This window comes from Nonomuraea sp. MTCD27 (genome assembly GCF_041950495.1).
Lineage (GTDB): Bacteria > Actinomycetota > Actinomycetes > Streptosporangiales > Streptosporangiaceae > Nonomuraea.
In genome coordinates this window covers 221292-244680 of record NZ_JBGNUW010000010.1, presented here as the reverse complement: position 1 = coordinate 244680, position 23389 = coordinate 221292, and the positions used below count along the sequence as shown (strand labels likewise).

Here is a 23389-nt window from a genome sequence, read left to right as displayed (position 1 = left end):
CTAGCCGGGTAAAAGTAACAGTAAAGACGGAATTACAACACCTTTCTACGGTTACGGCGCCGTTGTACCGTGACAACCAGCCACAGGCTCCCCATCAGCACGCCGATGCTCCCGGCGACCATGGGCAACGCCCTCGGGCCATCGATGGGGCTGACCCATCCGACAGGGTGAACAGCCCTCGCGGACACGGCCACCTCCCACGGAAGCGGCGCCTCCCCACCCGCCGCGCCGGCTTGGAACGAGGCAACCGGTCCCGGCGACGCGACCACGGGCTCTCCGGGCGCCGGCGTGGGCCCGCTCGACGCGACCCCGGTGGCGCTGGGCAGGGCGAGCGGGGCCTGCGTGGCCTGCGGCGCCGCCGTACTGGCAGCGGTGCTCGGAGTGGCGCCGGCGAGGACCTGCGGCACGACCTCCGGCAGCGTCACCTCTGCAGCGGGAGCCTCAGCCACCGGCTGCCGCTCCTCCGCCTTGTCCCGGCTCTCCGCCGTCTCGGCCCGGCTCTCCGCAGCCTCGGCCCGGCTCTTCCCGCTCTTACCGGCCTCGCCCCGGCTCCGCGCACCCTCAGCCCGGGTCCCCACGACCTCCGCTGAGCCTTCCGCATCCACCACTGGGCTCTTCACAGCCACCGCTGGGCTCTTCGCATCCTCGGCCCGGCTCTTCGTCCGCTCGGCGGGCCGCAGGAGTCGCGCCGGGCCGCTGAACGTCGCCGCGTCCCCCGTGATCGCCTGCCTGACCCGTACGGCGGTGGTCCGGCTCATGGTCGTCGGCCCCTCGCCCCCGGTGCCCCGCATCCTGGCCACCGCCGCGAGCACCACCTCCCGAGCCCCAGCAGGCGCCTTCAGCGTGACGTCCACGGCCCGCTCACCGGCGACCTCCCCGAGCGCGCACACCCGCGCCCCCGGCAGCACCGCCCCGGCCGGAACCGTGCCGGTCGAAACCGTGCCAATCGGAGCCGGGCCAATCGGAGCCGGGCCAATCGGAGCCGTGCCGGCCGCAGCCGAGCCCTTTGCGGCGGCCAGCGCCCGCACGGCCAGCGCCCCGGCCGCGACGGCACCCGGGCTCGAAGCCCTCGCCATCGCCGCACCCGCGTCGGAAGGCGGCGCCACGGCGTCCCTCGCGGGCGCACCGCTCGCCGACGGACTCGGCCCCGCCGACGGCAGGCAGGACACCTCCGACAACGCCTCCACCGGATCGGCCGCCACCGCCACCCTGGCGCCGCTGGCCATCCCGTTCAGCCGCACCCGGAACCGCTGCACGTCCCCGGTCCTGACCCACTTCCCCACACTGTCGGCCCCGTTCACCCGCTCGAGGACCAGCGACACCCCGGCCGCCGCCACGGGCACGGACGGCACCGCCACCACGACCAACGTCCCGGCGACGATCCAGCCACGCCGCATCACTCCAACTCCCCCGCCGCGACAAATTACGCCTAGTAACCATTGTGTCACAGAGAGGGATGTCCTAATCCCGTTGGAGCAGATTCTCCACGGTCTTCATGATGGGCAGGTCGGCTCCCAGCCAGTCGACGTCGAAGTAGTCGCCGGGGCCGAGCCAGCGCAGCGCCAGGTGCTCCTTGGCCTGCGGGGTGCCCGAGGCCAGGGAGCAGAGCCAGACGCGCATGACGTACCCCTCGGCCAGCGGCCAGTCCTCGCCCACGCGTTCGCCCACGGCGATCTCCACGCCGAGCTCCTCGCGGCACTCCCGGACGAGCGCCGCCTCCTCGCTCTCCCCGGGATCCACCTTGCCGCCGGGGAACTCCCAGCCGCCCGCCAGCGCGGCGGGCTGGGCGCGCTGGGCGGCGAGCACCCGGCCACCAGGGGCGACGATCACCGCGGCCACGACCACGACCGGATTCATTGAGCTCATAGGGCAGGATTCTGCAGCTTCTTGAGTTGTTCGAGCACGTCGGGGTTCTGCAGGGGACGGGTGAAGCCCACGCGGTTGGTACGCGCCTGGTAGCTCGTGACCTTGATGGGCCCGCACAGCCGGCACCGCGCTTCCAGCATCTTGCCCTTGGAGACCACCAGCCCCACGTGGCCGGGGTTGTTCGCGGAGGTGCCCGGGCCGGAGTTGAAGAACACCAGGTCACCCGGCTGCTCCTGGCCCGCTAACACCTTCACCCCGAGCGGCCACTGCCCGAACGTCGTACGCGGGATCGACAGCCCCGCCGCCCGGTAGGCCGCGAAGATGACCCCCGAGCAGTCGAACGAGTCGGGCCCCGTGCCACCCCACAGGTACGGCTTGCCACGCTGTGCCAGCGCGAACTCCAGGATCTTGGCCACGACGTCGTTGGGGGCCGCCTCGACCAGCGGCTCGTCGCAGTCCTCCGACGCCTGCGGCGGCACCTTCACCGCGCCGGACTTGGCGTATTTCCTGGCGATCTCCTCGACCTGGTCGACGTACCACCAGGCCCGGTTGTAGACGAACAGCGCCTGCCGCACGTTCTCGGGGGCGCCGTTGCGCTTGAGCATCCTGGCGGCGCCCAGGATGGCGTCGGCCGGGTTGTAGACGTCGCCCACGCCGTCGCCGTCACCGTCGGAGGCGTACCCGTTGTACGTGGACGACATCGGGATCCTGGCCTTGCCGCCCCACGTGGAGATCAGGAACTGCATCGGCCCGGCCGCGCCCGCGTAGTTGGTGCCGCTCTTGACGCCCGGCAGGTCGGACCGGCCGTGGTCGGTCTCGCGCTTGCCCACGGCGGCCAGGATGTTCCACTGGACGCCGATCTTCTTGCCGTGCTCCTTGTACAGGTCCAGGTATTCGGCGGGGATGTCGGACGCGGCGGAGTCGGAGGCCTCCTCCACCTGGGCCGTGTCCTGGCAGTCGACGGTGGTGCCGCCGTTGCTCAGAAAGGACGGCATGGACATCAGCAACAGCGGTGACACGATGACCGCCACCAGGAGCAACATCCCGGCGAGGCCGATCACCAGGGCTAGGCGCGCTCGTGAGAGTTTCACCCGAGGGGGTCTCCCTCCTGACCTTCGGTGGACGGCCTGATGTCGTAGATCCGCCAGTCGGACACGACCTGGCTGACGGTGACCGCGTACTCCTCGGTGACCTGCTTGTTGCCGCTCCTGGCGGTGACCTGCCTGGTCCCGGCGATCAGGAAGACGACGGAGGACTTCTCGATCTGCCTGATCTCCTTCAGCCTGGCCGTGGCCGTGGAGACGATCTGGTCGTTGCGGTTCTGCTCGACGGTGCCCGCCGAGGTCATCGTCCTGGTCAGCTCGTTGCCGAGCTCGGGCGTCGCGAACACCTTCAGCCGGCCCGCGTACGCCGCGGGGTCCTCGTCGTAGCGGAAGGTGCCGTACGCGGCGGTGAACCGTTCGGCCAGGTCCGCCGCCGCGGCGAGCTGCTCCTTCTGCATCGGCAGGTAGGAGTAGACGTCGAACGGCGCCGCGCTCGCGGTCGCCAGCGGCGTGCTCGACGCGATGGCGGAGGCGGTGGTCCGGATCGCCTGCGGCTCGGGCTCGGCCTGGTCGGACGAGTCCGGCCACATGGTCAGGTAGATGCCGACCGCGGCGATGACCACGACGATGGCGGCGAAGGCCACCCCCCGCCTGTCACCTGGCTGCGCCATGTATCAGTCCTTGTCCGGGTTGTTCGGCTTGAGCCAGAAGGGCACCGAAGGGCTGTCGCCTCCGGAGCCGCCGCCGTTGCCGCTGCTGCGCAGCCAGAGCGGCGGCGCCTCCGAGGTGCGGGAGGACGGCTCGTCGGAGCCGAAGATCCGGGGGCCGGACGAGGTGCCGCCGCCGGACCGGGACCCGCCGCCGCCCGAGCGGGACGAGCCGCCGAACAGGCCGCCGCCGGAGCCACGCGAGCCGTTCGACCCCCTGGAGCCGCCGGATCCGCCCGATCCGCCGCCGAACAGCCCGCCGCCCGAGCCGCGCGAGCGCGTCCCGCCGGTACGCGAGCCGCCACCAGAGCCGCCGCCCGAGCCGCCGAAGCGCGAGCCGCGCGAACCGTTGGAGGCCGGGGTGCGCGAGCCACCGCCCGAGCCGCCCCCCGAACCACCACGCCGGGCCCAGCCGCCACCGGACGCGCCGCCGAACCAGCCACCGCCCGAGCCACCGCCCGAGCCACCGGAACCGCCCGCGCCGGACGCGCCCGCCGCGGCGCCCGAGCCGCCGGTCCTGGGGCCTCCCGCCGCGGCACCCCTGGTGCGGGTGGGCGCGCCCAGGTTGAGCGGGGGCGCGGTGCCCCTGCGCGGTTCGAGCGGAGCCCGGCCGGCCGCCTTGCCGCCCTGCTGGTCGGTGTCGAGGGGCGCGGCCGTGGCCGGGAGCCGGGCACCGGATGCGGCGCCCTCGCCCTCCTCGCCGCGCACGCGTACCTGCCCGCTCGCCGCCGCCGTGGCCGCCGCTCCCGCCGGGTTGGCCGCGCCGGCCGCCCTGATGAGCGGCTCGGCCTTGCGCAGGCCCCAGCGGCCGATCCGGGCCGAGGCGACCGGCGGCAGCGCGCCCGCCGACCGCTCCAGCACCGACGAGCTCGCGGCCTCGCCGAGCATCCGCGTGGCGACCGTGTGGCCGCTCATCGAGGCGAACAGGTGCTGGAACGGGCGCCGGTAGAAGAACACCGCGATCGTCAGCAGGGCCATGAACAGCACCTGCATGCCCCATGGCATGGCCGTGGAGATGATGAGCGCGTACCCGTACACCAGGACGCTCAGCACGATCGTCAGCACGGCCTGTCTCAGCAGCGTGCCGATGAGCATCTCCACCCAGCGCATGGCGACGATCCGCCCGCTGCCCGGATGCACGCCGATCAGCAGGAAGATCGGCCCGAGGATGAGCAGCAGCAGGAAGCCCACCTTCAGCACCAGCAGCGACACCGCCACCAGGAAGATGAGCGTCCCGGCCACCAGCGCGGCGATGAACGCGCCGACGGCCACGCCGAGCCGGTTGGACCAGTCTCTGCCGGAGAAGGTGGCGTAGCGGGGGTCGTTCCTGAGCTTGTCGGCCAGCGCGGCGTACTCGGACTGGCGGGCCCCCACGTCGGGAGCCGGCTGCCCGGCCACGACCTGTGGCACCGACTGCCACTCCAGCACCTTGCGGCCCCAGTCGCGGACGATGGGCTGCGCGGGCTCGGCGGTGCCGAACTGGCCCACCAGCCACGGCTTGCAGACCAGCGTGGACCACAGGGCGTCGGCGTTCTGGTCGACCCCCGGCGTGCCGGTCTGGCCGTAGCCGCCCGCCTTGACCCGCGGGTTGGCCTCGCCGGGCGGCGGCAGGCAGGAGGCACCGCCGGCGCCGGGCAGGCCGGAGAAGGCCGAGTTGACGACCTCGCCGGTCTTGTCGGTGATGACCTTGCCCAGGCCGGTGAAGTCGCCGGGACGGCTGAAGAACCAGACCGCCACGGTGACCGCCAGGACCATCCAGATCACGCCCTCGGCGGTCGTGGTGGCCCGCTTGCGGATCAGCCCGTACCAGGCCAGCCAGATCGCGCCCAGGATGACGATGGGGCGGAGGTAGGGCCAGTACATGGCGTTGGACAGGTTCGTGATGATGTCGTCGACGACGTCCTTGATGGACTGGAGCGGTCCTTCCGTCGCCGCCGCCTGGTACGTGGTGATCGTCAGCCGGTCGACCGCCTTGGCCGCGGTGAAGATGCCGTTGGCCCACATGTTGCCGAGCACGGCCACGTAGTCGGAGCAGGTCAGCTCGTGCGTGTGCCAGAACTGGCCGCTCATGCCGAACTGGCCGTAGTTGGTGGCCGGGGCCTGCGGGGCGGCCGCCGTGGCCGGTGCCTGGATGAGGCCGTCGACGCCGCTGCCGACCATCTCGGGCGACAGGGGGCCCGACAGGTCACAGGGGGCCGCGGCGACCGGCGTGGACACCGCTCCCAGCACGAGCGGCACCACCAGGACACCGGTGACGAGCGCGAGAACCAGCGCGAGTCGTCGGGATAGCCGGATCTTCATGACCGTACCTCCTGCGCTCTGCCCACGCCCCCTTGAAGATCATCATGCCCGGCGCCGTCGGGTTTGTCGTGTGTCGGGTTCGTGTCGAGCCAGCGGAGAAGTTCCTCGGAGACCAGGTCTACTCCGATCCGGCCCGCCCTGCCATCCAGATCGCGGAATACGCATTCGCCGTTGCCCAGCGAGCGCAGCACGGCCTTGTGCTCTTCCGACGGCTCCACCCCGAGCAGGGACATGACGTGGTCCACTTCCACCCGTTCCGTGGACCTGAACGCGAAGACGGACGACAGGCAGTTGGTCACCTGCTCGTTCAGCAGGTCGCCCGCGTTCTGCGAGACCAGCACCAGAGCGGTGTTGCGGGAGCGGCCCATCCGGCTGACCTCCGGCACCAGCTTGGCGCCCTCGGGCGTGGAGGTGATCGCCCACGCCTCGTCCAGGAAGATCGCCTTGGGGGCACGCCGGTCGAGGCCGTTCATCAGCCTGCGCGCGAACTGGGACACCAGGTAGAGCAGCGCCACCGACAGCCGCTGCTCGTAGGAGTAGTCCTCCCTGGTCGTGGCCACGTCGGGCAGCGTCAGGCCGCCCAGCGTGAACACCGTCGTCCAGCCCTCGCTGTCGATCTGGTCGCCGCCGGAAGGGTCGAAGCAGAGCCGGGCCAGGCGCATCTCCGACATCGAGCGCAGCACCGCGCCCAGGTTCTTCGACGCGGGGTCCTCGGACTGCTCCAGGAAGTCCACGACCTTGCCGAGCGAGGGGTCCGCGCCGTTCGACACGGCTGCCACCGCCTGGATCATCGCCGACTCGCGCTCCTCCGACATGCGGGGCAGCAGCAGCCGGAGCGTCTCGGTGGCCATGGTCTTCTTGGCCGCGATGTCGTCGCCGAACGAGAACGGGTCCAGCAGCCCGGGAGCGGCCGAGCCGAGCGGGATGACCCGCGCCCGGCGCCCCCGCTTCTCCAGCAGCTGCACCAGCGACTCCGCGTCGCCCTTCGGGTCGATCACCGCGACGGTCACCCCGCGCAGCGCCATCTGGTAGATCATCAGCAGCGCGAGCGTGGTCTTGCCGCCGCCCGGCTCGCCGGTGATCGCGATGGCGGTCGGCCGGTTGCGGGTGGCCGCCACCAGCGGGTCGAAGTGCACGATGCTGCGGGCCCTGCCGACGGTCTCACCGATGTACGGGCCGAGCCAGCCCTCGCTGCCGTCGCCCAGCCGGTCGCCGAGGTCGACGGTGGCCGTGGCCATGCCGCCGGCGATCGTCCGCAGGGGCTGGCGCTGGGCGTAGGCGTTGACGCGTACCTTCTCGCCCGGCAGCGCCTCGCAGAACAGCGAGAACTGGTCGCCGGTCGAGTTGACCACGTCGATGCCCATGTCGCGGTAGTGCTCGACCACGGCCTCCACCCGCTGCACGCAGATCTCCTCCGTCGGGGCCGACACGATCAGGCGGTGCCAGCCGTACACGAAGGGCAGCCGCTCCTTCGTGATGCCGTGCTCCAGCATCCGGGCCGCGTCGATCTGCTCGGCCAGCGCCAGCGGCGCCTCCGCCCCCGCCTCGCGGATGTGGTGATCCATGTCGCGGGCGTGCGCCAGCTTGCGCGCCACGTCCTTCGACGCCTTGACCGGCGGGATCAGCCGCATGCGCGAGGAGACCTCCACCGGGAACGGCAGCTGGTCCGCGAAGTGCAGCCACGGCTCGCCGTCGGGGAACGGCATCAGGTCGGGGAAGCGCGCGAACGACAGGTGGGCCACGTACGAGTCGCCCTGCGGCTGCACGATCCGCAGCAACGACCTGCCGTTGTGGATCTCACCCTCGACCAGCGACTCGATCTCTCCCCTGCCCCAGCGCCGCCTCGGGCTCGCCGACCTCGGCGGGTCGCCGAGCGCGCCCGCGGCCGAGTGCTGGAACAACCACGCCACCTCGACGGAGGTGGCGTGACGGGCGTAGAGAGCGCTCGATGCGAGCGCTCGCCCGAGGCGTTCCGCCTGCTCGGTCCATCGCCCGATCTCGCTGTCTGGTACGTGGTCGTCCTCCATCCCCAGCGCCTTCTCCGTCTTCTGGTAGAAGCCGAAGAGCTGGGAGAGCACGCCGCTGCCGAGCTGCTTGCCGCGCGGGCCGAGCCGCACGCCGAGGTAGACCTCCTTGGACCAGAAGTCCTTGGCCCAGACGTGCCGGTACATCTCCTCCAGGTAGTCGCGCCAGCCAGGCCCCTCGTCGGACGTGGCGTTCAGCGCCATGGCCCACTCCGCCGCGGGGTACGTGCGGTGCGCGACCCTCAGGTGGACCTCGGCGTCGGGCATCCTGATCGCGGCCAGCGCGATCGTGATGTTGGTGGCCAGCGCCTCGCGCTCCTCAGGCGTGACGAACTCGTAGCTGACCGTCGGGAGCCGGAAATACGCCCATGCGCAGGTGTCCGTGAGCAGGATGCGGTCGTCGAAGTAGCGGACCGCGAGGCGCTGGCGCGCTCGAGACGCCCTGCTCATGCCGCCCCCTCGGCGCATGAACGGGCCAGACCTGCTCGCTTGTTCACTTATCGCTCACCGATTCTCGTGCCCGGGGGGTCACTCGCCAACTCCTCTTCGCTCGGTCGTACGGTCTGTGCCGCGAAGCCCGCGACCACGACACCGGCGAGGGCGAGGTAGGCCCGCCGCCCGGCCGCGCGCAACTGCCCGGGATCGACGACCTCCGCGCCGCCGGGCGCCAGGTCGTCCTCCCAGGGGACCCTGACGATGGCCCGGCACCTGCCTCTGGCCACCGACTCCGCCTGCTCGACGTCGGTCATGGAGCGCCTGCTGACGCCGTTGACCACCATCACCGCCCGCCTGCGCAGCTCCGCGCAGCCGTGCCCGTCGAGCCACTCGTACGTCATCGCCACCGCCTCCGACGCCTCCTCGCTCGCCGGGACCACCAGGACGAGCTGGTCCGCGTACGGCAGCAACCGGGCCGCCAGGGCGGCGGCCGGGTCGATGACGGCCAGCTTGTAGTGGCGGTCGAGCAGGCGCATGGATTCGCCGAGCCGGTGGTCGGAGAAGAAGGACCGGTCCGCCAGGCGCTGCTCGGCGCCCGCGTCGGTGTCCGCGCTGATCACCTCGAGCCCCGAGGCGGTCCGCGTGGTGTACCCCCGCATCGTGAGATAGCCGCTGACCCGGTCGAGCCCCGACAGCAACGAGGTCAGGGTCTCAGGGGTCTCCGGCTGGATCTTGCTGGTCAGGGTGCCGCCGCCGGTGTTGGCGTCGACGGCCACGACCCTGTCGTCACGGTATTGGGCGAAGGTGTGGCCGAGCATGAGCGCCGTGGTGCTCTGACCGGCGCCGCCGGTGCACCCCAGCACGACGACCCGGCGACCGCCGCTGAACACGCCCCGGGCCCTGGCCTCGTCGATCTCGGACCCGTCGGTACGCACCCCGCCACCGCCGACGACGACCTGCGCGATACGCCGCCACCCGCCGGAGTCCCGCCCGACGACGGACTCGACCCTCCGCACCCGCCCTTCCCCGGGCCTGGGGACCGGAACCGGCGTGACGATCTCCCCGGGGTCATCCGGCTCGTTCAGCGGCCGGCCGACCCCCTCGGCCGCCACCTCGAGCTTCGGCGCCTCCCGCCCTTCACCACGGTCACCCGCCCGCCCGCTCCCCACCGACGGCACCCCGCGCCCCCGCCCAGCCGGGGTCGCCCCACGCTTCCCCACGGCCGGGGTCGTCTCGCGCTTCTCCACTTCTGGAGTTGCCTCGCGCTTCTCCACGGCCGGAGTTGCCTCGCGCCCACCTGCGCGCCCAGGCGCCTCGCGGTCGTCACCGGTCGGAGACGCTCCCCGCTCGGGCACAGCGGGGGTCGCTCGCCGCTCGCTCACGGCGGGAGACATTCCACGCCCACTAACGCCCGACGTCTCCCGTCCACTCACGCCCGACGCCTCGCGCTCACCCTCGACCGAAGAAGCCGGCTCCTCCGCCGCCGCGTCGGCCTGCTCCGCCGCCACGGCACGGGACGCCCGCCGCTCGCTCACGGCCGGAGGCACCTGCGCCTCAGCCGGCGCATCGGCCGACTCGTCAGGCACCGCACGATCATGCGCAGACGCATCGCGATCTCCCGCCGCCGTCGCGCTACCAGCGCCCGCAGCACCGCCGTCGCCCGCCGCCGCAGCACTGCCGTCGCCCGCAGCACCGCCATCGCCCGCTGTCGCGGTGCTACCGCTGCCCACCGTCGGGGCGGTGCCGGCACTCGTCGCCGGTTCCGGCCCCAGAGCGGCGTCGGTCACCTCAGCCCCCGCCGCAGCGGGCGCCTGCTGCACGACGTCCCGCGGCTCGTCGCCCGAGGTGCCCGGCTTGCGGCTCGCAGCCCCCGCCTGAGCGTCTCCCGGTGGGCGCCCGTTCCCCGGAACGTCCTCGGGGGTCTGGTTTCGGCGGGTCCCGGGACGGGGCAGGGGCTTGGCGTCCGGGTTGAGCGGCGGCCAGACCCGCTGCGCGCCCGACAGCACCAGCCCGGGGGCGAGCCTCGGCGGCTGCCCCTTCCTGTGCTGGTCCCGGGCGACCTCGTCCTGGGGCCGCTCCCCTTCCCGGCGCACGCCTCCCTCGGCCCGCCCAGCCGTACCGGCCGGGGCGTCGGCACTCGCCGCGAGCCGCCGCAACCGCCGCAGCGCCTCGGTGTCGATGGGCTTGCCCGCGGCGGGCTTGCGGCTCTCGGTCGTCCTGATCGGCACGCTCGCCTCACGCGCGGCCAGAGCCTCGGCGCTCATCTCCCCATGCGCGGTCCCGACCTCCGGCGCGCCCTGCGCCCCGGCAGCGGCCTCCCGGCCCGCGCGCGCCCGACCGCCCGCCTCGCGATCCGCCTCCGAACGGTCGGCCACCTCGCGGCCGGCGGCCGAACGGTCGGCCGGATCGCGGGCGGGCAGTGCACGGCCGCCGATCGCCTCCCGTACGACTGCCTCATGGCCCGCGTCGACCGGCCGCACGGTCTCCCTGTCGCGCACGGCAGGCTCGCGTTCGGCCGTCGCCGATCCCGGGGCCGACGCGGATGCCGGCACCGGCGGAGTCACCGGGCCGGTCGGCTCGTCGTGGAGCGCCACCGGCTGCTCCCGACGCCGCCCAGGAGCCCCTGAGAGCCCCTCCTCGCGCCGTACCGGCCCCGCCGGGGATCCGGCGGCCTGATGCCGGGTCCGGGCTCTGAGAGCGGGCGCTGCGCCGCGCCGGGCGCCCCAGCCCGTACGGGCGGGCGGCTCCGCCACGGGCGCCTGCGATGCCGCGGCCGCCGCGGCGGCGACGGCGGGACGCACCTGCCGGGGCCCGGTGATCCGCTGCCCCTCGCGCCCGCGCTGCAGCCGGCGGGCCTTGCGCGGCGCCTTCGACTTGGCCCGCGCCGGCGTCGTGCGCCAGACGCGGCCGGAGAACGTGACGGCCTCGGGCTCCGACGTGGGCGCCAGGCGGTACCACGCCTTCGGCTGGCCCAGGTAGCGGAGATGGGATTCCAGCAGTTCGGTCAGCCGCTTGCCCTCGATGACGGGACGCGTGGACAACCACGTCACGATGCCCGGCGGCACCAGGAACAGCACGTGCCAGGGCATCTCCACCGGCACGCCCACCAGGACCAGCAGGAGCGACCACGGGACGAACACCCCGACGAAAACGCCGATCCAGACGATCGGCAGCGGCATCGGCAGCCGTAGGTCGTACAGCTTGTAGAGCCGCTTCTCTATCCGCCAGATGTTCGTGTACGTGGGCAGGTCCACGCGGTCCTCCTCTCCACCCGCTCGTACATGACCGCCGCGGAGCGGTCTCAACCCTTACCTGATGCCCAGTGCGCCCGCGATCGCCTTCGCCGTCACCTCGATGATGTTGGGAACGTAGAAGATCACTCCGATGGCCACGGCCAGGATCAGGAACTGCACGAACCGCGTGATCTCGCGGGTGAAGAGGAAGAAGAGCGCGACCACGGAGACGACGACGAGGAACAACGGGGCGAAGAACGCGCGCAGGAAGTCGGCGAGCCCTCCGGTGTCAATGCCGGTCGACGTCGGTGTCGGCGTCATTTCGATCAAGGTGAACACTATGGTCTTCAAGGTCACTTCTCGTCCTCCCGGGGGGTACCGATCAGCAGCGCGGCCGTGCTTCTATCCAACGACCCGGCCGGCGCCGCGGATGTCGGCGACGAACCACTTGTCGCCCTGCTTTTCGACGGTCAGGCGGTAGACCTGCTCCAGCGTGCCGCCGACCGCCGTGGGGTCGGTGGTGCTGGGAGTGGGCGCGGCGTCGCCGTTCCGCACGGCCCACACCACGACCGCCTGGATCTCTCGGGTGGCACCCCCCACAGGCACCACGACTTCCTTGAGCTGTGAGAAGGCGAACGCGCCGCCGAAGCTGGGCAGGCTCTTGCCCGCGGCGACATAGCGCTGCAGCCCGGCGGCGTCGCCGGACGCGTAGTCCTTGAAGAAGCCCTCCAGCTGTGGTTTGAGCTCGGCCGCGGCCGCGTCGTCCGTCTCCGGCCGGGCGACCTGGGGGAGGTCGGCCGGGGGCGGCGCGGGCAGGATCGCCGGGCTGCCCGCCACGACGAAGCGCCCGCCGGCGTCGCCGGCGTAGTAGATCGGCACCGAGAGCATCATCCTGCGCGGACCCGACTGGAACGCCACGCGCACCACGGCGTTGTGGTCGTCGGTCGGCTCGATGTCGTACGGCTGGATCGCGACGGCCGCCATCTGGCCGTAGCCGTCCCAGCCCAGCTGCGGATCCATGCCCTCGGCCAGGAACGCCGCCAGTTTGTTCGACCTGCTGGCCGCGTCTTCCGGGTTGAAATTGAGATAGACCCCGGCGAACTGCGCGGCGAAAGCCATGCCGCGGTCTGCGGGGAACCCCTTGTCCGCCTGCACGGCGCCATTGGACATTGCAGGCTCTTGCTGGGCAAACCGCTCAAATGGGGCACGAATCCCATTCACCACGATAACCACAATAAGCGCCCAGAGAATGATGCGGCCGGTCCACACCAGCCACCGTCCGCCGCCACCCGACCAGCCGCCGCGCCGCGGCCGGCGGGGCTGCGGCGCGTCGAAGTCAGCCGTGTCCAGGGTTGCGGAAAGCCCGGGCCCGTCAGCGATCCGAGGATCGTGCTGGACGGTAGACCTACGAGCCATCACGCCTCCGCTCGCGCCGATCCCCCCGGCTGGCGCGGTGTCGTCCGTTGCCGATCCCCATCATCCGCGGTGAAGTAGTCACCCTATCCGGTCTCCGCCATTGTTCCAGGAAAGCCACGCCCATGCTGCGGCATGACCGTCCTGACGGCAAACCGGGCCCGCATGACAGGCCACAGTGCCGATTCCTGTCAATTCCCGGTGGAATCGGCTTCTGACCAGGCCAGACGCCTAAAATCGCATAGCGGGACGGCCATGGATTCCTGTCCAAAACAGGCATGGACTGTCGCGACCTGCGGATTCGGCATGGATCGCGAGCAGAGGGGGTCCAGGTCAGGCCGGCTCCGGGTCCTGGGAGGAGCGCGCCTGGCGCCTGCTGTGCAGATCGACGACCGTGGGCCGGACCGCCCGCTCCAGCGAGCCGCGCAGATCGGCCAGCATCTCGGCGGGCTCGCGCTCCCGCATCCGCGTCGCCATCTCGTTCCGCTCGTCGACCTTCCTGCGGAGGTACGCCTCGCGGTTGACACGCAGGCCGTACATGAGCTCGACCCTGATGAGGGCGAGCTCCTCCTCGAGGCTGATGCCGGCGAGCGTGGGCGCCGGGCGTCGTTTCCGGATGATGCGACGGATCATGAGGGCCTCCCGAGTCAGCGTGAACGCCGTGACGATTCGACGCGCGGGGGCCCAAAGTGGTTGACGCATCAGTTGTCCCCGGAACAAACGTCCAGTCGTCCCCGGGAATCAGACCTCTAAGGGTGCTTCGCCGCCGGTCGCCGTCGGTAACCTACCGTAGCGAAGGTTCGCTCTACGTGATTGGACTCAGGACATGCGACGAATCGCCGCGGCTCTCGCGCCCGCCGCTCTGCTCACCGCGTACGCCCTCGCCGCGGTCTCTCCCGCCCTCGCCGCGCCCGCCTGGGTGACCGCCGGCGAGTGCACCGACGACGGCGGCACCGTCACGCCGGTCGGCGAGGGCATGGCCATCTGCCGCGGCGGCACGTGGGACCAGCAGCTCGTCCACGCCGGCTGAGAGGGGAACGGGAGCGCGCGGCCGAAAAAGCTCCGGCCGCGCCCCACTTGCCGCGAACGCCTGCTCAGACGTTGAAGCGGAACTCCACCACGTCCCCGTCGCGCATGACGTAGTCCTTGCCCTCGACGCGGGCCTTGCCGGCCGAGCGGGCGTTGGCGATGGAACCGGCCTCGACCAGCTCCTCGAAGGAGACGACCTCAGCCTTGATGAAGCCGCGCTGGAAGTCGGTGTGGATCACGCCGGCCGCCTCGGGCGCCGTGGCGCCCTTCCGGATCGTCCAGGCCCTGGTCTCCTTCGGCCCGGCCGTCAGGTAGGTCTGCAGGCCCAGCGTCTCGAAGCCGACCCTGGCGAGCTGGCGCAGGCCCGACTCCTCCTGCCCGACCGACTGCAGCAGCTCCAGCGCCTCGTCCTCGTCGAGCTCGACCAGCTCCGACTCGATCTTGGCGTCGAGGAAGACGGCCTCGGCCGGGGCGACCAGCGTGGACAGCTGCTCCCTGAGCGCCGAGTCGATCAGCTCGTCGGCGTCGAGGTTGAACACGTACAGGAACGGCTTGGCCGTCAGCAGGTGGAGCTCGCGCAGCTCGTCGCGGTCGAGGCCGCTCTCGAAGATGGTCTTGCCGGTCTCCAGGACGGCCAGCGCGGCCTCTGTGGCCTCCAGCGCGGCCTTCTTGTCCTTGTTGTTGCGCGCCTCCTTCTGCAGGCGCGGGATGGCCTTCTCGACCGTCTGCAGGTCGGCCATGATCAGCTCGGTGTTGATGGTCTCGATGTCGCGCTTGGGGGAGATCTCGCCGTCCACGTGGGTGACGTCGGGATCGCCGAAGACCCGGATCACCTGGCAGATCGCGTCGGTGTCGCGGATGTTGGCGAGGAACTGGTTGCCCCTGCCCTGCCCCTCCGAAGCGCCCTTGACCAGGCCCGCGATGTCGACGAACTCGACCTTGGCGGGCAGGATGCGGGCCGATCCGAAGATCTCGGCCAGCACGGGGAGCCGGTCGTCGGGCACGCCGACGATGCCCACGTTGGGCTCGATGGTGGCGAACGGGTAGTTCGCCGCGAGCGCGTTGCCGGTCTTGGTCAGCGCGTTGAAGAGCGTGGACTTACCGACGTTGGGCAGGCCGACGATGCCAATCGAGAGACTCACGGAGAGCGAGTTTACTTGCTGAGCACGTACAGACAGGTCACCGGACGGTAGCCACCGTCGGCGCGCAGGTAGCGGCGCGAGCTCGGCGGGCAGTCCCCGGGCGCGGCCTCGAACGACAGCACCCTGGCCCAGGCGTGCGGGGAGTCGCAGGGCACCCTGGTGACGGCGGACCTGGCGATCACGTCGGTGGCGGGCTCGGCGACGCACGCGCCCCGGTCGAGCACCTGGCCGCCCCGGCCCAGGCAGATCACGTGGGAGTCGCCGTCGAGGGTGTCCAGGGTGCCGGCGGGGCACCCGGTGGCGGCCGGGACGATCGCGACCGCCCTGCCGTACCAGCCGGGCCGGGCGCAGGCCCGTTCGCGGCCGTCGAGCGTGACGCAGTCGCCCGGCCTGAGCAGGCCGCCGCCTCCTCCGGGGGCGCCGGGGTGCGGGTCCAGGAAGTTGCGTACGCAGGCCGTACGGCCCCCGCCGACCCGCAGGACGGCGTCGGTGTCCAGCGGGCAGTCGCCGGGCCCCGGCGGGTCGGGGGCCAGCCCCACCACCTCGGACTCCCCGTCGTTGCACTCGATCAGCGCGTAGCCGCCCGTGACGCACGCGCCGGGCGACCAGCGCAGCACCGGCCGGACCCCGGCCCCGGCTCCGGACCCGTCCCCTGACCCGGCTATGACGGCGCCGGCCAGCGCGACCAGGGCGACCGCCACGGCGGCGCCGGCGGCGGCCAGCTTCGGTAGCGTGTCCATCCCAGTACTCTGAGTGACAGCGCATATGCCGCACAAGCGGAACGCCCAAGCGTGTCGGGAAGAGCCGCGCCCCGAAGTCCTGCAATCATCGATGGAGTGGACGTCGTCTCGCTTCTCATAGGTCTCGCCGTCGGGCTGGTCATCGGGTTCCTCGTGGCCCGGACGCGGGCGGCGGTGCGGGTGGCGGAGGCCGACGCGCGTGCCAGGTCGTCCGCCGAGAAGCTGGTCTACGTCGAGGAGCAGCTCACCGAGCGCTTCCAGGCCCTGTCCACGCGCGCGCTCGACGTCAACAACGTACGGTTCCTGGAGCTGGCCGAGACCAGGCTGGCGGCCAGCCGCGCCGAGGCCACCGGCGACCTGGAGCAGCGCAGGCAGGCCGTCGAGCACCTGGTGGAGCCGCTGAAGGACGCGCTCGCCCGGGTCGAGGCGCAGCTTCGCGACACCGAGTCGGGCCAGCGGGCGGCGCGGGCCGAGCTGGTCAAGCAGATGGAGTTCGTCCGGCAGAGCCACGAGCAGCTCCGCTCCCAGACCACCGCCCTGGTCAGGGCCCTGCAGCGGCCCGAGGCGCGCGGCCGGTGGGGCGAGCTGCAGCTCCGCAGGGTCGCCGAGATCGCCGGCATGCAGCGCCACTGCGACTTCGACGAGCAGGTCACCGAGGGCTCCATGCGGCCCGACATGGTCGTCAGGCTGGCCGGGGGCAAGAACATCGTGGTCGACTCCAAGGTCTCGCTGGCGGCCTACCTGGAGGCCGCCGAGGCGTCGGACGAGTCGCTGGCCTCCGTCCGCCTCGACGCGCACGCCCGGCACGTGCGCGAGCACATCGACCGGCTGGCGGCCAAGGCCTACTGGCAGGGGTTCAACCCGTCGCCGGAGTTCGTGGTGCTGTTCATCCCCGGTGAGGCGTTCCTGGCGCCGGCCCTCGAACGCGATCCCGGGCTGCTCGAATACGCCATGACGCGGCGCGTGCACATCGCCACGCCCACGACGCTGATCACGATGCTGCGCACCGCGCACTACGCCTGGCAGCAGGCCGCGCTGAGCGAGAACGCGCGGGCGGTGTTCGAGCTGGGCAAGGAGTTGTACGAGCGGCTGTCGTCCCTGGGCCGCAACGTCGACTCGCTCGGCAGGGCGCTGACCCGGGCCGTGGAGGCGTACAACAAGTCGGTCGGGTCGCTCGAAAGCCGCGTCCTGGTCACCGCGCGCAAGCTGCACGATCTGGGCGTCGTCGACGGCGATCTCGACTCCCCCGAGATGCTCGAAGCGCTGCCCAGACCCCTGGCCTCCCCCGAACTGCTCGAAACCTCATCTCTGATTTCCCACGCGAACGGTAAGTTGGCCAACGGGTCACAGTAAACGGGGGAGGCCGAGTGGGTGAGAAAGGCAGGCGTTCTGCCGTCAGGTTGACGGCGCGCGGCGCCATCGCGCTCGCCCTGGTGGCCACCCTGGCGGGCTATGTGCTGACGGCCGTGCTCGACGTCGACCACGTCGTGGGCGCGGCGTTCGTGCTGTCGAGCCTGCTCGGCGCCCTGCTGGTCAACCGGCGCGAGCTGCTGTCGCTGGTGGTGACGCCGCCGCTGGTGTTCTTCTGCGCCACGCTGTTCGTCGAGCTCGGGCGGGCTTTCGGGTCGGTGTCGATCGTGCAGTCGCTGGCGCTGGGGCTCTACACGTCACTGACGCGGGGCGCGCCGTGGTTGTTCGCGGGCTCGGCGATCGTGCTGGGCGTCGCGTGGCGGCGGGGGCTCCGCGACAACGTACGCGAGCTGCGCGAAGAGCTGAAGGCGGGCGCGGCGGAGGTGCCGCGCCCGCGCCAGCCGTTCGTACCCGAACCGGAGGGCTATTTCGAGCCCAAGGTCTACGGCACCCCGCGCGGGGAGGACTAGGAGACGCGCAGGTCCTTGCGCAGCTCGTGGGGCAGGGCGAAGCGCATGCTCTCCTGCACCGGCTCGACCTCGCTCACGTCGCCGAACCCGTGCTTGGCCAGCCGCGCCAGCACCTCGTCGACCAGCTCTTCCGGCACGGAGGCACCGCTGGTCACGCCGACCGTGGTGACGCCGTCGAGCCACTCGTCGCGGATGAACTCGGCGTTGTCGACCAGGTAGGACGCCTGCGCGCCGTAGTCCTTGGCCACCTCGACCAGCCGCTTGGAGTTGGAGGAGTTTTCCGAGCCGACCACGATCACGAGCTCCGACTCGGCGGCGATCTCCTTGACCGCCACCTGACGGTTCTGCGTGGCGTAGCAGATGTCGTCGCTGGGCGGGTCGATCAGCGTGGGGAAGCGCTCCTTGAGCCGGGCGACGGTCTCGGTGGTCTCGTCGACCGACAGCGTGGTCTGCGACAGCCACACCAGCCGGCTCGGGTCCTTCACCTGCACCTTGTCGACCGAGTCGAGACCGTCGACGAGCTGGATGTGGTCGGGGGCCTCACCGGAGGTGCCCTCGACCTCCTCGTGACCCTCGTGCCCGATCAGCAGGATGTCGTAGTCCTTCGCGGCGAACCGCTTCGCCTCGTTGTGCACCTTCGTGACCAGCGGGCAGGTGGCGTCGATGGTGCGCAGATGACGCTGCCTGGCCTCCTCGTGCACGGCCGGGGACACTCCATGGGCGGAGAACACGACGATCTCCCCCTCCGGCACCTCCTCGGTCTCCTCGACGAAGATGGCGCCCCTGGCCTCGAGCGTCTTGACGACGTGGGTGTTGTGAACGATCTGCTTACGAACGTAGATCGGCGCGCCGTACTGCTCCAGAGCCTTCTCGACCGCTACCACGGCTCGATCGACTCCGGCACAGTAGCCCCGTGGCTTGGCGACGAGGACTCGGCGGGAAGTGGGGGTCTGGGGCTCCATACTTTCTATGCTACGTGGAGCGGCCTCCTGGCCCGCGCGTGCGTGGTTGCCCGCGGTTTGCCAGACTAGCCGTCCAATACTGACCTCCCAGGGAGACGTACATGTCCCTTAGCGACGTGATACGCAACATCGCAAGAACCGTCACCAACAAGGACGAGCTGAAGGAGAAGGCGAAGGACCTGCCCCTGCTCGTCGTCCAGACCACGCTCAGCGCCGCGGGCCAGGCGCTGCTGCTCGTGGACCGCATGAAGAACTCCATCAAGGGCCTCGGCCGCAAGGAGGAGGAGCGCGAGGAGGTCCACGACTCCCGTCCCTCCGCCGCCGAGCAGGTGGCCGTCGCCCCGGCGGAGACCGAGGAGGACAAGCCGGAGCGCAAGGAGCCGGTCATCTTCGCGCCGCGGCCCGGCACCGCCGAGCCCAACGGCGTCGCCAGGACCAAGCCCGACCCGGTCATCTTCGCGCCGGCGGGCAAGGCCGAGCCGGTGACCGTCGCCGAGCCGGAGACGGAGGCCGCCCCCAAGGCCGAGTCCCCCACCAAGACCGAGTCCCCCACCAAGACCGACGCCGCCCCCAAGCCCGCCCCCAAGCCCGCAGCCAAGCCCGCCCCCGAGCCGGCCCCCGAGCCCGCCCCCGCTCCCGAGGCCGCCCCCAAGGCCGCGGAGCCGGTGGCCGCGCCCGAGCCGGCGCCCGCGCCCGAGCCCGCCGCGGCCACGGCGGAGCCCACCCGGGCGCCCGAGCCGGCCGCCCCCGCGGCCGTGGATCTGACCGAGCCGCTGCCCGGCTACTCCGAGCTCACCGTCGCCTCGCTGCGCGCCAGGATGCGCGGCAAGTCCGCCGAGCAGATCGGCGACTACCTGGCGTACGAGCGGGCGACGACGGCGCGGCCCGAGGTCATCCGGATGTTCGAGAACCGCCTCGCCAAGCTCCAGGCCGGGGAATAAGTCACACCGAACCCGTAGTCTTCCGCCATGACCTCGAAGACCACGCCCGAGTCTCCCCTGCCGATCCGCACGGTCCTGCAGATGGTGGGCGGCTGGATCGGCAGACTCGGCACGGTCTGGGTCGAGGGCCAGATCACCGACCTGAGCGCGCGTGGCGGCACGGTGTACATGACCCTGCGCGACCCGGTCGCCAACGTGTCCGCCAGGGTCACAGCCCCGCGTGGCGTCTACGAGGCGACCGAGCCGCGACCGTCCGACGGCGCGAGGGTCGTGGTGCACGTCAAGCCCGACTTCTGGGTCAACAGGGGCTCGTTCGCCTTCACCGCGCTGGAGATGCGCCCGGTCGGCGTGGGCGAGCTGCTGGTCCGGCTGGAGCGGCTCAGGAAGCTGCTGGCCGCCGAGGGGCTGTTCAACGCCGACAGGAAGCGGCGGCTGCCGTTCCTGCCGGGCACGATCGGGCTCGTCTGCGGCCGCGACTCGGCGGCCGAGCGTGACGTGCTGGAGAACTCCCGCCGGCGCTGGCCCGCCGTGCGGTTCAAGGTCGAGGAAGTGGCCGTGCAGGGGCCGTACGCGGTGGCCGAGGTCACCGAGGCGCTGCGCAAGCTCGACGCCGACTCCGCGGTGGAGGTGATCGTCGTCGCCCGCGGCGGCGGCTCGCTGGAGGACCTCCTGCCGTTCTCCGACGAGACGCTCGTCCGCGCGGTGGCCGCCTGCCGCACCCCGGTGGTGAGCGCGATCGGCCACGAGCAGGACAGCCCGCTGCTCGACCTGGTGGCCGACGTGCGCGCGTCCACCCCCACCGACGCGGCCAAGAAGGTCGTGCCCGACGTGGGCGAGCAGCTCACGCTGGTGCGCCAGCTCCGCGACCGGAGCCGCAGGGTGGTGAGCGGCTGGCTCGACCGGGAGATGTCCTGGCTGACGTCCGTGCGTTCGCGGCCCTCGCTGGCCGATCCCGTACGCGAGCTGGAGCGCCGGGCCGAGCAGGCCGAGGCGCTGCGCGACCGGGCCAGGCGCTCGTTGTCCGGCTCCCTCGACCGCGCCGCCGACGACCTCGCCCACCTGCGCGCCCGCCTCGTCTCCCTGTCCCCGGCGGCCACGCTGGAGCGCGGCTACGCCATCGTGCAACATCCCTCCGGCGAGGTCGTACGCCTGGCGAAAGACGTCTCCCCCGGCACCGTGCTGACGATCCGCCTGACCGACGACCGCCTGACCGTGCGCGCGGAGGAGCCGGGCGAAACCGGGGGCGAGTGACCGGCCCGAGGTCTACCGTCGGCCCATGAGAGGACTCACCCAGGTCGCCCAGCACGCCGACGACCTCGAGAGGGCCACCGCCTTCTACCGCGACGTGCTGGGCCTGCGGCACATCGCCACCTACCGGCCGCCCGGGCTGGCCTTCTTCGACCTCGACGGCGTACGCCTGCTGATCGAGAAGAGCGCCCCCTCGGCCGTGCTCTACCTCGCCTCCGACGACCTCGAGGCGGACGTGGCCCGGTTACGGGCCAACGAGGTCGCGATCGTCGAGGAGCCGCATCTGATCTTCACCGACGACGGCACGTTCGGCACGCCGGGCAAGGAGATCCGGATGGCCGCGTTCCGGGACTCGGAGGGCAACCTGCTCTGCCTCATGACCTAACCGGTGACGGCCTCGGCCAGGGTGGTGAGGCCGGACTTGATCTCCTCGACCGTCATGCCGCGCTCCTCCCGCTGGAAGGCGATCAGGCAGGCGTTGACCGGCGCGAGCAGGGCGTCGGCCAGGTAGCGGGCGTCGACCTCCGGGCAGGCCTGCGCGATCAGGGTGGCCAGGTGGATGTGGTGCACGCGGTACGGCCCGCTGAACCGGTTCGTCTTGCCGCCCTTCTCCAGCACCAGGAACAACTCCTGCTGCGCCACGATCCGATCGATCAGCGCGTGCAGGAAGGCGACGATCCGCTCGCCCGCGGGGGCGCCGGGGCCGAGCGGCGGCGGCCCGGCGAAGAAGGCGGCCTGGAACTGCCGCTCCCGCTCGTCGATCAGGGCCAGGACCAGCCCCGCGCGGTCGCCGAAGCGCCGGTAGACCGTGCCGACGCCGACACCGGCGACGCGGGCGACCTCATCGAGTGACAGGCCCTTGGCGCCGCTCTCGGCGATCATCTTCGCCGCCACCTCGATGATCTTCTGCCGGTTCCGTGCGGCATCGGCCCGTTCGGGCTGGGGTTGCCCGATGACGGGCAGGGATCGACGTCCACGCACGCCGCCGAGCATATCCCTGGCAAACGGAGAACTCTCCGATTAGACTCCAACCGGAGAGTTCTCCGATTTTGAGGAGCCGAGAATGCCCAACGAGTTCAACCAGCAGATCATCGACGAGTTCCGGGCCAACGAGGGCCGGGTCGGCGGCATGTTCGAGGGCTCCCCGCTGGTGCTGCTGACGACCACGGGAGCCAGAAGCGGCAAGCCCACGACCACGCCGGTGATGTATCTCGCGGACGGCGATCGTTACGTGATCATCGCTTCCAACGCCGGCGCCGACAACCACCCTGCGTGGTACCACAACCTGCGCGCCACTCCCGAGGCGAGGGTCGAGGTGGGGACGGAGGAGTTCGGGGTCAAGGCCGAGTTCGTCGAGGGCGAGGAGCGCGATGAGCTCTACGCCCGGATGGTGGCGCTGGCCCCCGGATTCGCCGAGTACGAGGCCAAGACCACCCGTCGCATCCCGGTGGTGGCCCTGCTCAGAACGGCCGCCTGACCGCCCCTCCGGAGACCTGGCACGCCGCCGGAGGAACCGAGGGTCTAGAAGGGCGCGTCGTCGGAGGTGCCGGGCTCGGAGCGGCGGGCCATGGCGGCGGCCAGCTTGACCCTGGCTCCTTGGAGCCACTCCTCGCAGACGGCCGCCAGCTTCTCCCCGCGCTCCCAGAGCTCGATCGACTGCTCCAGGGTGAGCCCGCCGGTCTCCAGGCGGCGCACCACCTCGGTCAGCTCCTCGCGGGCCTGCTCGTATGAGGGTGCCTTCTCGTCTGCCACGCCAACCACCCTAGACGCGCCGGCCGACAACCTCGGCCTCCGCACACGCGCCTCAGCCGTCCGGAGCACGTCCGGAGCACGTCGGGAGCACGCCTCCGGACGGATGCCCAGCCCTCCGGCCGCTGCTGGAGAGGTGGCCGTCAGCCCTTCGGGCGCTGCTGGAGCCGGCCCGCCAGCTCACCCAGCTCGGCCCAGTCGGCCGTGCCGGTGACGACCAGCGTCACGTCGGGCAGCACGCGCACCAGCGAGCGCTGGTTCTTGTCCTCGCGGAAGCGCTGCTCCCAGGCGACCCCGCCGACCTGCAGCGTGCCCGTGGCCTTGTCGGTGTTGGCCATGCGGCTGGCGAACCCGGCCGCCGGCTGCTCGTTGCTCTGCACGAACATCGCGTGCTCCCGCTGGGCCGTGGCGAACCCGAGGTAGAGGACCTGCGCGCCGTTCTCGCCCTTGGCGATGCGGTTGCTGTTGGGCACCCAGCCGGCCGGGTCGCCCTGGGGGGCCCACACGCCGTACGGCACCGAGTGGCCGAAGTTCGCGACGGTGATCGAGTAGTCGAGCCGCGGGATGTGCTCATCCCGGCTCTGCGGGGTGACCAGCAGGAACAGCCCGGCCCCCGCGAGGCACACGAACAGGGCTACCGCGTAGCCGTACAGACCTTGGGTGAACCGTCGCACAG

The 23389-nt window shown here is 71.7% G+C and carries 23 protein-coding genes; 7 read left to right on the top strand and 16 right to left on the bottom strand.

What is annotated here, in order from left to right; all coding sequences use genetic code 11:
• Positions 1 to 32: 32 nt before the first annotated feature.
• The 10 genes from ACBJ59_RS28960 to ACBJ59_RS28915 form a co-directional block, all read right to left on the bottom strand.
• Positions 33 to 1397 carry a hypothetical protein gene (locus tag ACBJ59_RS28960; RefSeq protein ID WP_375113372.1) on the bottom strand — a complete coding sequence of 455 codons (1365 nt, stop codon included), beginning with the start codon at positions 1395 to 1397 and terminating at the stop codon, positions 33 to 35.
• A gap of 64 nt (positions 1398 to 1461) precedes the next feature.
• On the bottom strand, positions 1462 to 1857 hold the full coding sequence (locus ACBJ59_RS28955) for a (deoxy)nucleoside triphosphate pyrophosphohydrolase (RefSeq protein WP_375113508.1): 396 nt from the start codon (positions 1855 to 1857) through the stop codon (positions 1462 to 1464).
• A 5-nt stretch (positions 1858 to 1862) separates the two neighbouring features.
• Positions 1863 to 2957, bottom strand: a complete 1095-nt coding sequence (locus ACBJ59_RS28950; RefSeq protein ID WP_375113371.1) for an NlpC/P60 family protein — start codon at positions 2955 to 2957, stop codon at positions 1863 to 1865.
• Positions 2954 to 3580 carry a hypothetical protein gene (locus ACBJ59_RS28945; protein WP_375113370.1) on the bottom strand — a complete coding sequence of 209 codons (627 nt, stop codon included), beginning with the start codon at positions 3578 to 3580 and terminating at the stop codon, positions 2954 to 2956. The genes ACBJ59_RS28950 and ACBJ59_RS28945 overlap by 4 nt, the downstream gene beginning before the upstream one ends.
• Positions 3581 to 3583: 3 nt before the next feature.
• Positions 3584 to 5917 carry a type IV secretion system protein gene (locus tag ACBJ59_RS28940; protein WP_375113369.1) on the bottom strand — a complete coding sequence of 778 codons (2334 nt, stop codon included), beginning with the start codon at positions 5915 to 5917 and terminating at the stop codon, positions 3584 to 3586.
• A complete protein-coding gene (locus ACBJ59_RS28935) occupies positions 5914 to 8391 on the bottom strand; it encodes an ATP-binding protein (RefSeq protein ID WP_375113368.1) in 2478 nt (825 codons plus the stop codon). The genes ACBJ59_RS28940 and ACBJ59_RS28935 overlap by 4 nt, the downstream gene beginning before the upstream one ends.
• 47 nt (positions 8392 to 8438) lie before the next feature.
• Positions 8439 to 11630 (bottom strand): TcpE family conjugal transfer membrane protein, encoded by a 3192-nt coding sequence (locus ACBJ59_RS28930; RefSeq protein ID WP_375113367.1) that lies wholly within the window; start codon positions 11628 to 11630, stop codon positions 8439 to 8441.
• A 54-nt stretch (positions 11631 to 11684) separates the two neighbouring features.
• Positions 11685 to 11930 carry a hypothetical protein gene (locus ACBJ59_RS28925; RefSeq protein ID WP_245642445.1) on the bottom strand — a complete coding sequence of 82 codons (246 nt, stop codon included), beginning with the start codon at positions 11928 to 11930 and terminating at the stop codon, positions 11685 to 11687.
• 81 nt (positions 11931 to 12011) lie between these two features.
• Complete coding sequence (locus tag ACBJ59_RS28920; protein ID WP_375113366.1) at positions 12012 to 12779, bottom strand: conjugal transfer protein; 768 nt, start codon at positions 12777 to 12779, stop codon at positions 12012 to 12014.
• A gap of 576 nt (positions 12780 to 13355) precedes the next feature.
• Positions 13356 to 13655 (bottom strand): hypothetical protein, encoded by a 300-nt coding sequence (locus ACBJ59_RS28915; protein WP_375113365.1) that lies wholly within the window; start codon positions 13653 to 13655, stop codon positions 13356 to 13358.
• A gap of 193 nt (positions 13656 to 13848) precedes the next feature.
• Between ACBJ59_RS28915 and ACBJ59_RS28910 the strand changes: the two genes are divergently transcribed.
• Positions 13849 to 14052, top strand: a complete 204-nt coding sequence (locus ACBJ59_RS28910; protein WP_375113364.1) for a hypothetical protein — start codon at positions 13849 to 13851, stop codon at positions 14050 to 14052.
• Positions 14053 to 14116: 64 nt separating this feature from the next.
• On the opposite strand, the gene ychF is transcribed toward ACBJ59_RS28910, so the two are convergent.
• Positions 14117 to 15193 (bottom strand): redox-regulated ATPase YchF, encoded by a 1077-nt coding sequence (gene ychF, locus ACBJ59_RS28905; protein ID WP_364118885.1) that lies wholly within the window; start codon positions 15191 to 15193, stop codon positions 14117 to 14119.
• An 11-nt stretch (positions 15194 to 15204) separates the two neighbouring features.
• Complete coding sequence (locus ACBJ59_RS28900) at positions 15205 to 15933, bottom strand: hypothetical protein (RefSeq protein ID WP_375113363.1); 729 nt, start codon at positions 15931 to 15933, stop codon at positions 15205 to 15207.
• 96 nt (positions 15934 to 16029) lie between these two features.
• Between ACBJ59_RS28900 and rmuC the strand changes: the two genes are divergently transcribed.
• Together rmuC and ACBJ59_RS28890 are read left to right on the top strand one after the other, a co-directional pair.
• Positions 16030 to 17286 carry a DNA recombination protein RmuC gene (rmuC, locus tag ACBJ59_RS28895; RefSeq protein ID WP_375113362.1) on the top strand — a complete coding sequence of 419 codons (1257 nt, stop codon included), beginning with the start codon at positions 16030 to 16032 and terminating at the stop codon, positions 17284 to 17286.
• A gap of 14 nt (positions 17287 to 17300) precedes the next feature.
• A complete protein-coding gene (locus ACBJ59_RS28890; protein WP_364118890.1) occupies positions 17301 to 17813 on the top strand; it encodes a DUF6542 domain-containing protein in 513 nt (170 codons plus the stop codon).
• Here ACBJ59_RS28890 and ACBJ59_RS28885 read toward each other — a convergent pair.
• Positions 17810 to 18775 carry a 4-hydroxy-3-methylbut-2-enyl diphosphate reductase gene (locus tag ACBJ59_RS28885; RefSeq protein WP_364118893.1) on the bottom strand — a complete coding sequence of 322 codons (966 nt, stop codon included), beginning with the start codon at positions 18773 to 18775 and terminating at the stop codon, positions 17810 to 17812. The genes ACBJ59_RS28890 and ACBJ59_RS28885 overlap by 4 nt on opposite strands.
• A gap of 101 nt (positions 18776 to 18876) precedes the next feature.
• Between ACBJ59_RS28885 and ACBJ59_RS28880 the strand changes: the two genes are divergently transcribed.
• The 3 genes from ACBJ59_RS28880 to ACBJ59_RS28870 are packed head-to-tail and all read left to right on the top strand — an operon-like array spanning position 18877 to position 21349.
• The gene (locus ACBJ59_RS28880) at positions 18877 to 19716 is read left to right on the top strand and encodes a hypothetical protein (protein WP_375113361.1); all 840 of its coding nucleotides are present in this window, start codon (positions 18877 to 18879) and stop codon (positions 19714 to 19716) included.
• Positions 19717 to 19743: 27 nt separating this feature from the next.
• A complete protein-coding gene (gene xseA / locus ACBJ59_RS28875; protein ID WP_375113360.1) occupies positions 19744 to 20967 on the top strand; it encodes an exodeoxyribonuclease VII large subunit in 1224 nt (407 codons plus the stop codon).
• 25 nt (positions 20968 to 20992) lie between these two features.
• Positions 20993 to 21349 (top strand): VOC family protein, encoded by a 357-nt coding sequence (locus tag ACBJ59_RS28870; RefSeq protein ID WP_375113359.1) that lies wholly within the window; start codon positions 20993 to 20995, stop codon positions 21347 to 21349.
• Here ACBJ59_RS28870 and ACBJ59_RS28865 read toward each other — a convergent pair.
• Positions 21346 to 21945 (bottom strand): TetR/AcrR family transcriptional regulator, encoded by a 600-nt coding sequence (locus ACBJ59_RS28865; protein ID WP_375113358.1) that lies wholly within the window; start codon positions 21943 to 21945, stop codon positions 21346 to 21348. The genes ACBJ59_RS28870 and ACBJ59_RS28865 overlap by 4 nt on opposite strands.
• A gap of 82 nt (positions 21946 to 22027) precedes the next feature.
• Here ACBJ59_RS28865 and ACBJ59_RS28860 point away from each other — a divergent pair, with 82 nt between their 5' ends.
• Positions 22028 to 22441: a nitroreductase family deazaflavin-dependent oxidoreductase gene (locus ACBJ59_RS28860; protein WP_375113357.1), complete on the top strand. Its 414-nt coding sequence runs from the start codon at positions 22028 to 22030 to the stop codon at positions 22439 to 22441.
• Between the two features lie 44 nt (positions 22442 to 22485).
• Here ACBJ59_RS28860 and ACBJ59_RS28855 read toward each other — a convergent pair whose 3' ends face one another.
• On the bottom strand, positions 22486 to 22716 hold the full coding sequence (locus ACBJ59_RS28855; RefSeq protein ID WP_375113356.1) for an exodeoxyribonuclease VII small subunit: 231 nt from the start codon (positions 22714 to 22716) through the stop codon (positions 22486 to 22488).
• A 140-nt stretch (positions 22717 to 22856) separates the two neighbouring features.
• Positions 22857 to 23387, bottom strand: a complete 531-nt coding sequence (locus ACBJ59_RS28850) for a DUF4245 domain-containing protein (RefSeq protein ID WP_375113355.1) — start codon at positions 23385 to 23387, stop codon at positions 22857 to 22859.
• Positions 23388 to 23389 lie beyond the last annotated feature (2 nt).

Excerpts from the sequence above, each read along its gene's own strand:
- ACBJ59_RS28935 (WP_375113368.1), bottom strand. The coding sequence starts at position 8,391 with ATGAGCAGGGCGTCTCGAGCGCGCCAGCGCCTCGCGGTCCGCTACTTC.
- ACBJ59_RS28910 (WP_375113364.1), top strand. The coding sequence starts at position 13,849 with ATGCGACGAATCGCCGCGGCTCTCGCGCCCGCCGCTCTGCTCACCGCG.
- xseA (WP_375113360.1), top strand. The coding sequence starts at position 19,744 with ATGACCTCGAAGACCACGCCCGAGTCTCCCCTGCCGATCCGCACGGTC.
- ACBJ59_RS28880 (WP_375113361.1), top strand. The coding sequence starts at position 18,877 with ATGTCCCTTAGCGACGTGATACGCAACATCGCAAGAACCGTCACCAAC.
- ACBJ59_RS28915 (WP_375113365.1), bottom strand. The coding sequence starts at position 13,655 with ATGATCCGTCGCATCATCCGGAAACGACGCCCGGCGCCCACGCTCGCC.
- ACBJ59_RS28940 (WP_375113369.1), bottom strand. The coding sequence starts at position 5,917 with ATGAAGATCCGGCTATCCCGACGACTCGCGCTGGTTCTCGCGCTCGTC.
- ACBJ59_RS28945 (WP_375113370.1), bottom strand. The coding sequence starts at position 3,580 with ATGGCGCAGCCAGGTGACAGGCGGGGGGTGGCCTTCGCCGCCATCGTC.
- ACBJ59_RS28925 (WP_245642445.1), bottom strand. The coding sequence starts at position 11,930 with ATGACGCCGACACCGACGTCGACCGGCATTGACACCGGAGGGCTCGCC.
- ACBJ59_RS28885 (WP_364118893.1), bottom strand. The coding sequence starts at position 18,775 with ATGGAGCCCCAGACCCCCACTTCCCGCCGAGTCCTCGTCGCCAAGCCA.
- ACBJ59_RS28960 (WP_375113372.1), bottom strand. The coding sequence starts at position 1,397 with ATGCGGCGTGGCTGGATCGTCGCCGGGACGTTGGTCGTGGTGGCGGTG.
- ACBJ59_RS28900 (WP_375113363.1), bottom strand. The coding sequence starts at position 15,933 with ATGGACACGCTACCGAAGCTGGCCGCCGCCGGCGCCGCCGTGGCGGTC.
- ACBJ59_RS28920 (WP_375113366.1), bottom strand. The coding sequence starts at position 12,779 with ATGTCCAATGGCGCCGTGCAGGCGGACAAGGGGTTCCCCGCAGACCGC.
- ACBJ59_RS28955 (WP_375113508.1), bottom strand. The coding sequence starts at position 1,857 with ATGAATCCGGTCGTGGTCGTGGCCGCGGTGATCGTCGCCCCTGGTGGC.
- ACBJ59_RS28870 (WP_375113359.1), top strand. The coding sequence starts at position 20,993 with ATGAGAGGACTCACCCAGGTCGCCCAGCACGCCGACGACCTCGAGAGG.
- ACBJ59_RS28860 (WP_375113357.1), top strand. The coding sequence starts at position 22,028 with ATGCCCAACGAGTTCAACCAGCAGATCATCGACGAGTTCCGGGCCAAC.